The 14,364-nt window shown below is 40.9% G+C and carries 13 protein-coding genes and 1 riboswitch; of the genes, 4 read left to right on the forward strand and 9 right to left on the reverse strand.

What is annotated here, in order from left to right; genetic code table 11:
• Positions 1–196: 196 nt before the first annotated feature.
• From ribH to FYJ25_RS08455, 5 genes are all read right to left on the reverse strand, one after another.
• The gene (ribH, locus tag FYJ25_RS08435) at positions 197–670 is read right to left on the reverse strand and encodes a 6,7-dimethyl-8-ribityllumazine synthase (protein WP_154581045.1); all 474 of its coding nucleotides are present in this window, start codon (positions 668–670) and stop codon (positions 197–199) included.
• A 75-nt stretch (positions 671–745) separates the two neighbouring features.
• On the reverse strand, positions 746–1,951 hold the full coding sequence (gene ribA / locus FYJ25_RS08440) for a GTP cyclohydrolase II (RefSeq protein ID WP_154581046.1): 1,206 nt from the start codon (positions 1,949–1,951) through the stop codon (positions 746–748).
• A gap of 21 nt (positions 1,952–1,972) precedes the next feature.
• Positions 1,973–2,641: a riboflavin synthase gene (ribE, locus tag FYJ25_RS08445; RefSeq protein WP_154581047.1), complete on the reverse strand. Its 669-nt coding sequence runs from the start codon at positions 2,639–2,641 to the stop codon at positions 1,973–1,975.
• Between the two features lie 123 nt (positions 2,642–2,764).
• Positions 2,765–3,901: a bifunctional diaminohydroxyphosphoribosylaminopyrimidine deaminase/5-amino-6-(5-phosphoribosylamino)uracil reductase RibD gene (ribD, locus tag FYJ25_RS08450; protein ID WP_154581048.1), complete on the reverse strand. Its 1,137-nt coding sequence runs from the start codon at positions 3,899–3,901 to the stop codon at positions 2,765–2,767.
• Positions 3,902–4,041: 140 nt separating this feature from the next.
• Positions 4,042–4,193, reverse strand: a riboswitch (FMN riboswitch).
• 172 nt (positions 4,194–4,365) lie between these two features.
• Positions 4,366–5,013: a YARHG domain-containing protein gene (locus FYJ25_RS08455; protein ID WP_154581049.1), complete on the reverse strand. Its 648-nt coding sequence runs from the start codon at positions 5,011–5,013 to the stop codon at positions 4,366–4,368.
• 239 nt (positions 5,014–5,252) lie between these two features.
• On the opposite strand from FYJ25_RS08455, the gene FYJ25_RS08460 reads away from it, so the two are divergent.
• A complete protein-coding gene (locus FYJ25_RS08460) occupies positions 5,253–5,423 on the forward strand; it encodes a 4Fe-4S ferredoxin (RefSeq protein ID WP_021908350.1) in 171 nt (56 codons plus the stop codon).
• Positions 5,424–5,641: 218 nt separating this feature from the next.
• Here FYJ25_RS08460 and FYJ25_RS08465 read toward each other — a convergent pair whose 3' ends face one another.
• The 4 genes from FYJ25_RS08465 to FYJ25_RS08480 all read right to left on the reverse strand — a co-directional run bounded on the left by FYJ25_RS08465 (position 5,642) and on the right by FYJ25_RS08480 (position 10,731).
• Positions 5,642–6,433 carry a helix-turn-helix domain-containing protein gene (locus FYJ25_RS08465; protein WP_096241403.1) on the reverse strand — a complete coding sequence of 264 codons (792 nt, stop codon included), beginning with the start codon at positions 6,431–6,433 and terminating at the stop codon, positions 5,642–5,644.
• A gap of 153 nt (positions 6,434–6,586) precedes the next feature.
• Positions 6,587–7,936 (reverse strand): replicative DNA helicase, encoded by a 1,350-nt coding sequence (dnaB, locus tag FYJ25_RS08470; protein WP_021908352.1) that lies wholly within the window; start codon positions 7,934–7,936, stop codon positions 6,587–6,589.
• Positions 7,937–8,111: 175 nt separating this feature from the next.
• Positions 8,112–8,558, reverse strand: a complete 447-nt coding sequence (gene rplI, locus FYJ25_RS08475; RefSeq protein WP_147607927.1) for a 50S ribosomal protein L9 — start codon at positions 8,556–8,558, stop codon at positions 8,112–8,114.
• A 121-nt stretch (positions 8,559–8,679) separates the two neighbouring features.
• Positions 8,680–10,731, reverse strand: a complete 2,052-nt coding sequence (locus FYJ25_RS08480) for a DHH family phosphoesterase (protein WP_154581050.1) — start codon at positions 10,729–10,731, stop codon at positions 8,680–8,682.
• Positions 10,732–11,060: 329 nt separating this feature from the next.
• Between FYJ25_RS08480 and malQ the strand changes: the two genes are divergently transcribed.
• The 3 genes from malQ to FYJ25_RS08495 all read left to right on the forward strand — a co-directional run bounded on the left by malQ (position 11,061) and on the right by FYJ25_RS08495 (position 13,941).
• Positions 11,061–12,572 carry a 4-alpha-glucanotransferase gene (gene malQ / locus FYJ25_RS08485; RefSeq protein ID WP_154581051.1) on the forward strand — a complete coding sequence of 504 codons (1,512 nt, stop codon included), beginning with the start codon at positions 11,061–11,063 and terminating at the stop codon, positions 12,570–12,572.
• Positions 12,573–12,593: 21 nt separating this feature from the next.
• Positions 12,594–13,316 carry a lysophospholipid acyltransferase family protein gene (locus FYJ25_RS08490; protein WP_154581052.1) on the forward strand — a complete coding sequence of 241 codons (723 nt, stop codon included), beginning with the start codon at positions 12,594–12,596 and terminating at the stop codon, positions 13,314–13,316.
• A gap of 166 nt (positions 13,317–13,482) precedes the next feature.
• Entirely contained in the window at positions 13,483–13,941 is a 459-nt protein-coding gene (locus tag FYJ25_RS08495; RefSeq protein WP_096241408.1) for a hypothetical protein, read from the forward strand.
• The last annotated feature ends 423 nt before the right edge of the window (positions 13,942–14,364 follow it).

A 14,364-nucleotide genomic window follows, 5' to 3' on the forward strand; every position in this document is an offset into this window, starting at 1 on the left:
TTGCTTATGCTCCTGCGAGCTATCAAGCGGTTTTATCTGTTTATTTTGACTTTTGCAAGCCTGAATTTCAGTATAATACATGAAAGAAAAAAGTTCAACTGTTAGATTGTCAGTTATTCTTGATTATTTCTCAAAAACTGTCTTTTTTAGAAAGTTTATAACTGTTCAGGCACAAAATTAAATACAGATATACGGCTTATTTTTCAATGGCTTTAATAAGATTGATCATTTCAATCGCACTTACAGCACAATCATAACCTTTGTTTCCTGCTTTTGTTCCTGCACGTTCGATTGCCTGCTCGATATTTTCTGTTGTAAGAATTCCGAACATTACCGGAACGCCTGCCTGCAGACCAACCTGTGCAACACCTTTGGATACTTCATTACATACATAGTCATAGTGGCTTGTTGATCCTCTGATTACTGTTCCCAGAGCGATTACTGCATCATATTTACCTGTCTTAACCATTTTTTCACAGATTAATGGAATTTCGAATGCTCCTGGTACCCATGCTACATCAATGTTTTCTTCTGAAATTCCATGACGTACAAGACCATCAATTGCGCCGCCTAATAACTTAGATACAATAAACTCATTGAAACGTGCACACACGATTCCGATTTTCTCTTTTTTTCCTACTACATTTCCTTCGATTACATGATATGCCATCTTTTTATCCTCCATTTATTTTAAATATTTAACAAGTTGTTCTTTATAAAGTCTAATCGGACAAAGCTGCTTTATTTAGTATTTTGTGTAATGTCCCATCTTTTCCTGCTTTGTTTTCAGGTAGAATAAGTCATCGGAGTTCGCCTCGATGATAATCGGAACACGCTCTACAATCTCGATACCGTATCCGGATAATCCAACTACCTTTGCCGGGTTATTTGTCATAAGACGAAGTTCTTTGATTCCAAGGTCTGCAAGAATCTGTGCACCGATTCCGTAATCTCTTAAATCTTCCGGGAATCCTAATGCAAGGTTCGCTTCTACAGTATCCATTCCTGTATCCTGAAGCTGGTATGCTTTTAACTTATTGATAAGACCGATTCCACGACCTTCCTGACGCATATATAAGAGAACACCGCGGCCTTCTTTTTCGATCATCTGGATTGCTGCGCGGTACTGCTGTCCACAGTCACAACGACGGGAACCTAATGCATCACCAGTAAGACATTCTGAATGTACTCGGCATAATACCGGTTTACCGTCTGACACATCACCTTTTACGATGGCAACGTGATGCTCTCCATTTAACTTATTAACATATCCAAAGATACGAAAATGTCCATAGTGTGTTGGAAAATCTGCTTCTGCTTCACGACTTACGAAACATTCTGTCTTTCTTCTATACTGAATCATATCAGCAATTGTGATAAGCTTTATGTCGTATTTCTTTGCAAATTCTACGAGATCAGGAAGCTTTCCTACAAAGCCGTCTTCGTCAAGAATATCACAGCAAAGTCCTACCGGACGAAGTCCTGACATAACTGCTAAATCTACTGCTGCTTCTGTAAATCCTGTTCTCTTTAATACGCCGCCCTTTCTTGCTACCTTCGGGAACATATGACCCGGCATACGGAAATCTTCCGGTCTGGCATCTTCCTTTGTTGCAGCGATAACTGTTGCGGAACGATCCTGTGCGGAAATTCCTGTTAGTGCATCTGCTTTATCAAAGGATACTGTAGATACGGATGGCTCTCCGTCTGTTCCCTGCCAGATCAATGCCTCTAATCCAAGCTGTCTTGCTACATCTTCAGACATCGGCATTGTAATTAAACCTTTGGCATTCGTTGCCATAAAGTTGATAACTTCTGGTGTGGCAAATTCGCCGGCTACCAGAAGGGAACCTTCATTCTCCATATCGTCATCGTCTACTGCGATAACCATCTTTCCTGCTTTATAATCAGCAATTGCTTCTTCGATTGTGTTAAACTTAATGTCGCTCATTTATCCTAGGTCCTCCCTTAATTAGAATCCATTTTGTCTGAGAAAATCCATTGTAATGCCCGTTTTCTCTGTCGTGCCCTCTTCTTCCTCATCCGGTATACTTCCATACTGAAGAAGCTTCTCAACATATTTACCTACCATATCATTCTCAAGATTTACGGTGTCTCCCGGCTTCTTGTCAAGAAGGGTCGTATTCTGTCCCGTATGTGGAATAACAGAAACTGCAAAGCTCTTATTATCAACCTTTGCTACGGTAAGACTTACTCCATCGATCGTGATAGAGCCTTTACTTATAATATATTTTAATATTGCTGCAGAAGTATCTATCGTGATCCATACAGCATTATCATCCTTCTTCATGGAAGAAATAGTTCCTGTTCCATCAACATGTCCTGCTACGATATGTCCGCCAAATCTTCCGTTTGCCGCCATCGCTCTCTCAAGGTTGACCTTGCTTCCGCTCTTTAACTCACCAAGATTCGTTCGTCTTAATGTCTCATGCATCACATCTACAGAATAATTATTCTTTCCAATAGATACTGCTGTGAGACAGACACCGTTAAGCGCTACACTGTCACCCAGATGCAGATCTCCTAAAACAGTACTTGCTTTAATTGTAATGACTGCGGAATTCGCACCTTTTTTAATGCTCTGGATTTCTCCTACTTCCTCAATAATTCCTGTAAACATACAATCTGCCTTTCTATGCTTCTATACAATTTGACTTCTTTTATACCAGATCACTGCATGCTTTGTACTTTCGTAATCTTCAAAAACATTCATAATCTGCTCATTTTCTTCGAAAACTGCCGATTACTGCAATTCCTGCGCTTTTTCGTATTCCAGTAAAATATCCTGCCCGAATTCCTGCATTCCTATTCTCTTAAACTGCCATGCATCGGCTGCCCGGGTAAGTCCCTGTCCTTCTACCGGAGTCTTTGCCTGTGCCCCTCCAAAAATCTTAGGAGCAATATAACAATATATTCTGTCCACGATTCCTGCCTGCAATGCACTCTCGTTAAGCTGACCACCGCCTTCTAAAAGGATACCATCAATCTTACGTGCCCCAAGTTCCTTCATCAGAACCGGCAGGGAAATCACTTCTTTTTGTTCTTCTGTTATATCCGCTGTCGTTACTCCCGGAATCCGTAATACTTCCACACCCTTTTCCTGAAGCTGTGCTGCCTTCTCTTCATCGGCATCCGGCAGACACGCTATAATAAGTGGCTGCTGTCCGGCAGTTCGTACAAGCTGGGAGTCCATCGGAATCCGCAAATGACTATCAGCAATAATACGAATCGGGTCTCTTCCGCCTTCTATACGGCAGTTGAGCATCGGGTCATCCGCAAGAACTGTTCCGATTCCTGCCATAATACCTTTATAATGATTACGAAGCGTCTGAACATGTGCCCTTGATTCCTCGCCGGTTACCCACTTAGAATCCCCGGTATAACAGGCAATCTTGCCATCCATCGTCATCGCATACTTCATCGCAACATATGGTATTCCAGTACGGATATAGTGGAAAAACACATGATTCATCGCATCACATTCTTCTTTAAGAAAATGTGGAATCACCTCGATTCCTTTCTCGCGAAGCATCTGGAATCCCTTACCGGATACTAAAGGATTCGGATCGTCTGAACCAACAACTACTCTCGCAATCTTCTCCTCAATAATCGCTTCCGTACAAGGAGGGGTCTTCCCGTAATGGCAACATGGCTCTAATGTTACATAGATCGTACTGCCTTCTAGACTGTTTCCTCTCTTCTTCGCATTCGCTATCGCATTACGCTCTGCATGAAGCTGTCCATAACATTCGTGATAGCCCTCACCGATAATCTCACCGTCTCTTACAATAACAGCTCCAACCAGTGGATTCGGGTTCACATGGCCACTTCCCTTCTTCGCCAGTTCTATGGCTCTTCTCATATACTTCTCTTCCGGCATGTCTCAAACCTCCTGCAAGTAAAATCAGATAAAAAATCAGATAAAGAAAGAAGCCTGTAAAATAAAAATACCCTGAAATCTACATCGATAAATTTCAGGGCTATAATTATCTTAATCATTCATAATACTTACATAGTCTCTTTCTTCTTCTCACATCCGGACTGTACCGTCGGCTCCGGAATCACACCGGATCATGCTGTCGCTCGCGGGCTTACGCTTCTTTCTAATATCAAAACACAAATCAAAAACGCTTACCGCCGGTCGGGAATTACACCCTGCCCTGAAGAATATTTATTTCCATGGGTATTATAGCGCATTATGCTATATTATTCAACTATTTTTTATACATTTTTCACAAAACATTTTACCCAAAACTCTTTTTGCATGATCTGTATCAGGAATTCAAGTCAAGCCGCCGTCACTCACCACCTAAAAGAGGTGGGGGTCTTCTCGACTGAGATAAATCACTTTCCACCAATCTGTTCTTCATAAACACTGATAAGATTTACGTTATATTTTTCTACTTCATTCAGACAGGAAGTATCAAAATCATTCGCCGCAATCTGTGGAACATACCACTGCTGCCGTTTAAAATACTCCTGTAACTCCTGATCGTTAAACATTCTTCCATGACGGGCAAAGATTTCATTCCTTGTAATCTTCAATCCATACGAATCAAGAATCGACAAATCCTGTAATGTGTACTTTGTTACCGTTGTATAGGATAAATGATCTGCTTTCTCGTAGCGGTTTGAACTCTTCTCATTTCCCTGAATAAGATATACCTTTGCATCTGCCTCACTGACTTCTGTATCGGAATCTGAATCTGCAGCCGCATTCGTATTCTTATCCGAGTCAGTGGCAGAATCAAGAAACTCTTCTATGTTTAAACTCTCTTCTGTACTCTTCTCTTCCTGCGAGCCCTCCTGTGATTCTGTATCCTGCTTCTGTTTCTTCATATATTCTGTATCGGCAGCAGCAACCAGCTTTGCCTCTTCATTCTTCTTAACCATCTTAAACCCAATAATTACAATTCCTACAACAGAAAAAATGATGATTGCCGTAAAAATCATCAATCCTATCGTTTTATATCTCTGTTCATCACTTCTCATTCATCTAGCCTCCTTTTGGGGCACTACCCATGTCCTATCTGGATTGCTTTACCAACATTATAAATGAATTTCCATTTGTATACAACCCCAAACGTCAATAGTTAAAAGTAATTTAATATCTTACAAAATTTAATACAATTTTTCTCTCAGTTTATGCTTGATATTAAAAGAAATCTAGTATAGAATAAGGAATACAGAACATAAAGTTCAATTTATCTAATCTAAAGGAGGATACTATAATGGCATATGTAATTTCTGATGATTGTATTAGTTGTGGAACTTGTGAAGGTGAATGCCCAGCAGGCGCTATCAGCGAAGGTGATGGAAAGTACGTTATCGATGCAGATACATGCATGGATTGCGGTTCTTGTGCAGGCGTTTGCCCAGCAGGTGCTATCAGCCAGGAATAATTCGTTACGATTAACGAAGTGTAAAGAAGACATCGTGAATGCGGTGTCTTTTTTATTTGTTTTAATTCAAGAATGCTCCGGCATTCTTTTTCAAGTCGAGCCGCCTGAAAGAGGTGGGAGTCTTCTCAACTGAGATAAAAGCCTGATATAACATTTATGATGCTATGCCAGGCTTTTTTATATTCTCGTTTATCAAAAAGATGTCACGAAAGTATATATTATAATTTCCGCTTATTTTTACGGAAAAACAGGCTCTTTTTTCTTGTACCATCTTTGGATACCGCTACTTCCTGTCTTGCTTTTTGAACACTTCGGATCGTTTCATCCAGCCGTTTATATCGTTCCTCTTCGCGCTGTTCCTGCTCTACCATCAGTTCGTCTACTTCCCGAAGCATTTTATTGCAGAGATGATTTCCCATGGCATCTCCAAGGTTTTCTGCCTGTTCGCGAAGTGCTTTACCAACGATCCTGCCCATAATATCTTCAAATTGCTGCATTTTCGCTTCTCGTTCTGCAACAGCGGCATCTTCTGTTTTATTATGAATCGCAATCACTTTGCAGTTTTTTCCAGAATCAGCTTCTGTCTCTTCTCTGTTTCTTCCTGCTATGTTTTTATTTTTTTCTTCGATTTCTTTTCTTCTGTTTTCTTTTGGTGTATCTTGTCTTTGTACCTCTTCTCTTTGTGTTATTTCTTTTTGCCTTGCCTGTTCTAGCTGTTCTAATTCCTGATTCTCAAGTTCTTCCTGTGTTGTCAGTAGTTTATGTATATCAATCAGCTTTTTTTGCTCTAAATCCGGCAGTACTTCTTTGACTGCTTTTAATTGAAAGCCTTTGTTCTTTAATTCTTTGATACAGTGTAACAGCTGTATTTCTTCTTCACGATAATAGCGGTGCCCCAGTTCATTTCTTGGTATTTTAAGTTCAAGTTCCTCTTCCCAGTAACGAAGGACATGATTTTCCACCGACAAAAGCCGGGCGGCTTCTGAGATGGTATATTTGTTTTCTTTCATAATATGATCCGCTCCTGTTCCACACAATATATTTTACCTGAAACATACTCAAGCATGGTTTTATTATAGCAACTTTAAGAAAGCACTCTCAATGCCATTCGTCCTCTAAATAAAGATAATTACTGACAAATACGGGCAAAAAAAGCAGGTTATCTACATAACCCGCTCTTTATTCGCAAACTTCGTATACTGACCAAGCCATACCAGCTCGACACTTCCGGTAGAACCGTTTCTCTGCTTGGCAACAATTACTTCTGCCAGATTCTTTTTCTCGGTATCCGGATTATAATATTCATCTCTGTACAGGAACATAACCACATCGGCATCCTGCTCGATCGCTCCTGACTCTCGAAGGTCTGAAAGCATCGGTTTATGATCCTGTCTTGCCTCTACTGCTCGCGAAAGCTGCGAGAGGGCAATGATCGGAACATCCAGTTCCCTTGCTAAAACTTTAAGTGCTCTGGAAATCTCGGAGATTTCCTGCTGTCTCGATTCATTCCTTCGGGATTCGCTTCCGGTCATAAGCTGAAGGTAATCGATCACGACCAGCTCTATTCCGTATGTCTGCTTGTATTTTCGACATTTAGAACGAATCTCTGCCAGCGTTGTCGCTGTATCATCAATGATAAGCTTTGAATTACCGATAAGGGCAGCGCCCTCTAAAAGCTTTTCCCAGTCGGAATCTCTTAGATCACCGGTTCGCATCTGCTGAGAATCTACCATGGATTCTGATGCCATGAGTCTTGTTACAAGCTGTTCTTTTGACATCTCAAGACTGAACATGGCAACGGCATGATTATCTTTAAACGCTGCATACTGTGCAATATTAAGGACGAATGCTGTCTTTCCCATTGCCGGACGTGCAGCCACAAGAATAAGCTCTGCCGGATGAAGGCCGGTCAGTTTATAATCAAGCTCTGTAAAACCAGTAGCTACACCGGTAACCCGCCCTTTTGTCTTTGAGGCTTCTTCTATCGCACTTAAAGAATTCAAAACGATCTGCTGAATTGGAACAAAGTCTGACATACGGTTTCGATTCTGTAGAAGACCGAAAATATCTTTCTCTGTTTTTTCAAGAATCGCTTCCGTATCTTCTTTCCCAAGATAACATTCATTCCCGATATTCTCCGTCACCTTAATCAGTGCACGTAACGTTGCTTTATCGTGAACGATCTTTGCATACTGTCCAATATTGGCTGCTGTAGGAACTACTTCTACCAGATCACGAAAAAAGTCAAGACTCATCAGTTCTTCCGGAACTTCCTTTTCTTTTAGCTTATTCTGGAGAGTAATCAGATCGACTGCCTTTCCTTCCCGGTAAAGTTCTACCATTGCCTCAAATACGATTCCGTACTGGCGCTGATAAAAGTCTTCCTTCGTGAGGATATCTTCTGCCTCAACGATAGCATCCCTGTCCATCAGCATGGAACCTAAAACGGAACGCTCCGCCTCCTCACTGTGAGGCTGTATTCTTTTTATAAAATTCTCGTCTACTGTTGGCATTGATGATCCTTTCTAAGACGGCGGGAATTGAGATTATAATCTCAATTCCCGCCTGTCTTCTGATGCGTTACTGGGGTTGCTATTTTATAGTTTCCTATATAGCTTTAGTATAACAACACCACTAAAATATAGAAATATTTTAAAAGTTCATTATAAGAAATATGAATTTTTAATATTACTTTTCTGTTACTTTTACTTTAAGTTCTGCAGTTACTTTAGGATGTAACTTAATCTTTACATTATGAACACCAAGGCTCTTGATCGCTTCATTTACGGAAATCTTCTTTTTATCGATATCGTAACCAAGCTGTTCTTTCGCTGCTGCGGCAATTTCTTTTGTGGAGATTGCACCAAATGTACGTCCGCCTTCTCCGACCTTCATCTTAAGCTCTACACTCTTATCTTTGAGTTCTTCTGCAAGAACTTTCGCTGCTGCTAACTGTTCTGCTGCCACCTTATCTTCATGTGCCTTCTGAAGCTTTAAATCATTGATATTTTTGCTGGTAGCTTCTACACCTAGCTTCTTTGGAAGGATAAAGTTTCTTGCATATCCTGCATTCACTTCCACTAACTGACCTTTTTTCCCAAGAGACTTTACGTCTTCTAATAAAATAACTTTCATTTTAATCCTCCTATATTGTTAATGTCCTCACAAAATCAAATGTATTCAAGTCGAGCCGCCTGAAAGAGGTGGGAGTCTTCTCGACTGAGATAAAGACTCTGAGAGTACGTATTTAGAAATCTTATATATCACCATCTTCACGCATCTGCTGCAAAACATCTTCTAACTGCCGCTTTGCTTCTTCAAGGGTAACATCTTTTAACTGGGCCGCCGCCATCGTAAGATGACCACCGCCATTGAACTTCTCCATGATGACCTGTACATTAAGCTCATCAATGGAACGCGCACTGATATATATACAGTCCTGTAACGATGTCAAAACAAAACTTCCCCGGATTCCCTGTATATTTAACAATGCATTGGCCGCCTTCGCCCCAACAACAGTCGCTCCGGATACATTTGCTCCATCGAATGTGGAAATGGCAAATTCATTCATGTAAATCTCAGCCTTGTTAATAATGGCTGTCCGTATCCGGCAATGTTCCATATCTTCACGAAACATCTTTCTTACGCGGGTCACATCTGCACCTGCTCTTCTTAAAAAAGCCGCCGCCTCAAAAGTACGGACACCTGCTTTTATAACAAAATTATCGGTGTCTACGAGAATACCGGAATACATGGCATCTGCCTCGATATTCTTAAGCTTCGGCTTATCTACGATATACTGTAAAATCTCCGCTACCATCTCACAGGTTGACGATGCGTACGGTTCTACATAAGAAACAACTGCGTTCTTTATCGTTTCATTATTCTGTCTGTGGTGATCAAGAACAACAATCGTTGAGACAGACTTTAAAAGCTCCGGACACTCTGTCATTGCCGGAAGATTGACATCTACAACAATGAGCATCGCTGACTTATCTTTAAGAAGCAGCGCTTCCTCATTCGTTACAAAAATATCTTCCTCTTCCTCTGCCCGCTCTTTGTAGATTCCCTCTACGATCGGTTCTATCGCCGGACAATCCTTATCCATAACAATATATGTGCTCTTACCTAAAGTCTTTGACAGACGATAAATACCAAGAGCCGCACCGACACAGTCTGCATCCGGATTCTTATGTCCCATGACAAAAATCTTATCATGCGTAAGCATGATCTCACGCAGTGCATGCGCTTTCACTCTTGCCTTTACTCTTGTACTCTTCTCTACTTTCTGTGTCTTGCCTCCGTAATAGGAAATCGTGTCCCCATCTCTCACTACTGCCTGGTCTCCACCTCGGCCAAGGGCAAGATCCATTGCCATTCTTGCACTTTCATATGTTTCGGTATAGCTTCCTCCATTCACACCAACACCAATACTTAATGTCATGGACAGCTCATTACCAATATTGATCAGACGAACCTCATCAAGAATAGAAAATTTAGATTCCATCAGCTCTTCGAGCTTCTCTTCCTCAAATACAAAGAGAAACTTATCCTTCTCGAAACCTTTGATGATCGCATCAAGTCCCTGCATGTACTTCATAATCTTTCGTTCTACTAATGCAAGTAAAAGCGACTGCCTTACTTCTTCCATATTTTCAAGAACTTCTTCGTAATTATCAATATAGATCAGTCCTGCAACCAGACTCTTCTTCTTCGACTCTTCCTCATATCCACGAAGCTGCGTCTCATCAAAAAAGTAAAATACCTGAAGAACGTCTCCTTCAGCCCCATCATCCTGAATCTCTTCCTCTTTTCCACGTTCCAGATTCTTAAATACCATACTCTTACATTCCACATGATATTTATGTTCTTCCTGTGTGATACAGTATTCTTTCGTCTGTCCATTCTGTGGAAAAACCTTTTTGTAAAGGCCCGGAAAGATCTGTGTGATACTCTTCTTTATGATCTTTTGTCCCGCGATTTCTGAAAACTGTTTATTATACCAGATAATCGTTCCTGACTGGTCTGTCATTACATACGGCACCGGCAGTTCTTTAAGAATCTGCTTCTGAATCTGACTCTGTTCAAACCCTGCCGTAAGCAATTCATTATTAATCATCTTTTCTGTATATTCATAACACAAAACAGATGCAATAAGATATATGACATCTCCTACTAAGATCGTATATCCGAGACCGGGATTCACTTCAATCACACCTAAGGCCGCTACCAATATAAAGACCACCACAATAATAGGCAGCCATAAATTCAGTGCGACCTTTCTTGATATATTCTTTTCTCGTTTCATTTCTTTCTCCCAATTAGGAAATATACATTGTTTCCAGCTCACATGCAAACCCTCTATGTGGCCTGCAGCTGAGCAGCAACCTCTCTGATTCTAAATTGTTACAGATATAGTATAAGTTATTATAGCACTGTTTTTCCTAATTTAAAAGCAAAAAAACATCCCTGCTGTGATTCGCCCCTAAAACTCTCCGGCAAAAAATGCTGTAAAGTTGTTTTATATCTTCAATTTTTTCAGATTTTAATCCTTAATGAATCCTAATGAATCATTGCGATTTTTGTCAAAATTCAGTATAATAAACATCAGTAATATTTCATTTAAGGGAGGTTCGTATGAACGATAAATTTTCACTATTAAAAAAAATGCATCGTCTTTCCGGTATTTTAGTTCACCCAACATCCTTACCAGGTAAGTTTGGCGTTGGAGATTTAGGTCCGGAAGCCTATCGTTTTGTAGATTTCTTACAGGAAGCCGGACAGCATTTATGGCAGACACTTCCTCTTGGCCCTACCGGAGGACATAATAGTCCCTATCAGTGCTTCTCCTCTTTTGCAGGGCAGCCATTACTGATCAGTCCAGAACTTCTTCTGCAGGAAGGTCTTCTTGCGGAGTCGGACTTAAGTAATGTTCCTGCTTTCCCGGAAGAAGAAGTTGACTTTACGGCTGTACAAGCATACAAAGAAGAACTTTTCAAAAAGGCATTTACCCGTTTTAAAGAACTTCCGGAAGACAGCGAGCTTAAATCTGAACTTGCTCTTTTCTGTAAAAGCTCTCACTGGTTAGATGATTATGCTATGTTTATGGCAATTAAGAAGTCCAAGGACGGACTTCACTGGTTAGAATGGGAGAAGAAATACCGCAAACCAACGAAATCTCAGAAAGCTGTCATCGAACGTGACCTTGAAGATGAGATTCTTTATGAGAAGTTCCTCCAGTGGACATTCTTCCGCCAGTGGAGCCAGCTCAAAGCTTACGCAAATGAGCGCGATATCCTTTTAATCGGTGATATCCCGATCTTCGTTTCTGGTGACAGTTCTGATGTGTGGGCTGAACCAAGATTATTCCAGGTAGATTCTGATGGATTCCCAACCGTTGTAGCCGGAGTACCACCAGACTATTTCAGCGCCACCGGACAGTTATGGGGGAATCCTCTTTATGACTGGAAATACCACAAAAAGACCAATTATACATGGTGGATGGATCGTTTTAAGACACAGTTCTTATTAAGTGATATCGTTCGTATTGACCATTTCCGCGGTTTAGAAAGCTACTGGGAGATTCCTGCTGATTCTGAAACTGCTTTAAATGGCAAATGGGTTGATGGACCGAAGGATGATTTCTTTGAAACATTAATTCAATCTTTTGGAGAAGAACCACCTATCATCGCAGAAGATCTCGGTATTATTACAGATGAAGTTCGTGCATTACGTGATAAGTTCGGATTACCAGGTATGAAGATTCTTCAATTCGCTTTTGAAGATGATGACAGCAATTATCTTCCTTATAATCAGCCATATAACTGCGTATGCTATACAGGAACGCACGACAACGATACAACAACAGGCTGGTACGCCTCTGCTTCCGAAAAAGCCCGCGATAAAGTACGCCGTTACATGAACACCGACGGCTCCCAGATCAGCTGGGACTTCATCCGTACCTGCTTCGGCACTCCTGCCCGCTTTGCTTTAATTCCTATTCAGGATCTGTTCTGTCAGGGAAGTGAATATCGTATGAATACTCCGGGAAAAGTAGAAGGCAACTGGGCTTATCGCGTGAAGAAAGAACTTCTTACCAGCGATGTTGCAAAACGTCTTTATGACGTAACAAAACTTTACGGACGTTAAAACGTAAGAAAGGGGGAAATCATGACTTTTCGTTCTATCTGTATTGCAGTTTATGTATTTTTTTATTTGATCTTTACAACTCCGGAAAGGATTCGTTTAAAAAAGCTTGAACAGACTGACCCACAGAAGGCTTCTCGTATCGCCCAGGAACATGTTCAAAAGGTATTTCGACATCTTTTAAAAATATCCGGTGTCACAATCGAGGTAAATGGACTCGAAAATATCCCCGATGAAGCTGCTCTTTTCGTTGGAAACCACAGTAGCTACTTTGACATCATCGTTACCGGCGCTGCCATTCCCGGCGGTGTAGGCTTTGTAGCAAAGGACAGCCTCGGAAATATTCCAGGACTTTCTTCCTGGATGAAGCGCATTCACTGTCTGTTTTTAGACCGCAAAGACATCCGCAAAGGATTACAGACCATCCTTGAAGGCGCAGAATATCTAAAAGAAGGATATTCCATGTGTATTTATCCGGAAGGTACAAGAAGTACAAACGGAGAACTTGGAGAATTCAAAGGCGGCAGCCTGAAAATGGCTCAAAAAGCCAAAGCCCCTATTGTTCCTGTTGCCATCCGCGGCACTAGAGACATCTTTGAAAATAATCCGGGGCTTCGCGTCTGTCCATCTCACGTAACGATTTCATTCGGCACACCTTTTAAAATCTCTGAACTCCCAGCCGCAGAAAAGAAATTTGCGGGCGAACATGCAAAACAGGCGATCGCAGATATGCTTGCTCAACAATAAATAGTGAAAAAATAGCATAAAACTGTAATTTTTTCTTTTCAATTAACGTAAATAATGTTAGAATGAAATTTGTGTTATCAAAAAGAAGGAGCTTCCAATTTTTCTTTACTGCACTTACTTTTGCAGAAGATTTTGGAAGTACCTAACAATGTACAGGAGGAATATTATGAACCCATGGATCGTTTTTGCAATTATCCTTTTAATTGCACTCGCCATTCTCGGATTCCTTTATTACAAAGGTTCCAAGCTTCAGAAAGAACAACAAGAACAAAAAGAACAGTTATTCAGCGCCGCTACTCCGGTCACTATGCTCGTAATAGATAAAAAGAGACTCCCTTTAAAAGATTCCGGTCTTCCACAGATTGTTATTGACCAGACTCCAAAGAGAGCACGCCGCGCTAAAGTGCCTGTAGTAAAAGCTAAGATCGGACCAAAGGTTACAAGTCTTATCGCTGATGAGAACGTATATGACTTAATCCCGGTAAAAGCTGAGATTAAAGCAATGATCAGCGGCATTTACATCACAAGCATCAACAACTTCCGTAAAGCTCCGGTTCCAAAACCAGAGAAAAAAGGAATGATGGCTAAGCTTCGTAAAAAGGCTGATGATTTATCCACTAAATAAGTTTGTTTTTGTGTGAACAGACAGACGAAACCCCGAAAAAATAATATTACAATTTGCTCTATTTCGCTGCGGAGAAAATGCTCAGTCGCATTTTTCCTTGCTCCGAAGCCGTAAATTGTAATATTATTTTTTCGGGGTTTCTGTTTGTTGAAACAAAAATCAAATTGTGAATGGAGTGGGTCAACTACCCACGACCTAAAGGTCATGGGCTTGTAACTGCCCAGTCGTACTAACGGCTTACACCTCCGACCTTTAATCCCCGATAGATATTGCTATCTAAAGTGGCGTTACATCACAGGGTGGTTGACAGCACCCTTTGTAGCAGAGTTTACTCTGTTACAACTGTATCAGGTACTTGGCTATCTGCAAGATAGTCTATTCCCATACGATACAGATTCATAGCTCCAATGCGGTCATCATTAG

Origin of the sequence: Anaerobutyricum soehngenii, from assembly GCF_009697165.1 — a bacterium.
In the GTDB taxonomy this organism is placed as follows: Bacteria; Bacillota; Clostridia; order Lachnospirales; family Lachnospiraceae; genus Anaerobutyricum; species Anaerobutyricum soehngenii.

Coding starts and splice junctions, on each gene's coding strand:
- ribH (WP_154581045.1), bottom strand. CDS start 670: ATGGCATATCATGTAATCGAAGGAAATGTAGTAGGAAAAAAAGAGAAA.
- ribA (WP_154581046.1), bottom strand. CDS start 1,951: ATGAGCGACATTAAGTTTAACACAATCGAAGAAGCAATTGCTGATTAT.
- ribE (WP_154581047.1), bottom strand. CDS start 2,641: ATGTTTACAGGAATTATTGAGGAAGTAGGAGAAATCCAGAGCATTAAA.
- ribD (WP_154581048.1), bottom strand. CDS start 3,901: ATGCCGGAAGAGAAGTATATGAGAAGAGCCATAGAACTGGCGAAGAAG.
- FYJ25_RS08455 (WP_154581049.1), bottom strand. CDS start 5,013: ATGAGAAGTGATGAACAGAGATATAAAACGATAGGATTGATGATTTTT.
- FYJ25_RS08460 (WP_021908350.1), top strand. CDS start 5,253: ATGGCATATGTAATTTCTGATGATTGTATTAGTTGTGGAACTTGTGAA.
- FYJ25_RS08465 (WP_096241403.1), bottom strand. CDS start 6,433: ATGAAAGAAAACAAATATACCATCTCAGAAGCCGCCCGGCTTTTGTCG.
- dnaB (WP_021908352.1), bottom strand. CDS start 7,936: ATGCCAACAGTAGACGAGAATTTTATAAAAAGAATACAGCCTCACAGT.
- rplI (WP_147607927.1), bottom strand. CDS start 8,558: ATGAAAGTTATTTTATTAGAAGACGTAAAGTCTCTTGGGAAAAAAGGT.
- FYJ25_RS08480 (WP_154581050.1), bottom strand. CDS start 10,731: ATGAAACGAGAAAAGAATATATCAAGAAAGGTCGCACTGAATTTATGG.
- malQ (WP_154581051.1), top strand. CDS start 11,061: ATGAACGATAAATTTTCACTATTAAAAAAAATGCATCGTCTTTCCGGT.
- FYJ25_RS08490 (WP_154581052.1), top strand. CDS start 12,594: ATGACTTTTCGTTCTATCTGTATTGCAGTTTATGTATTTTTTTATTTG.
- FYJ25_RS08495 (WP_096241408.1), top strand. CDS start 13,483: ATGAACCCATGGATCGTTTTTGCAATTATCCTTTTAATTGCACTCGCC.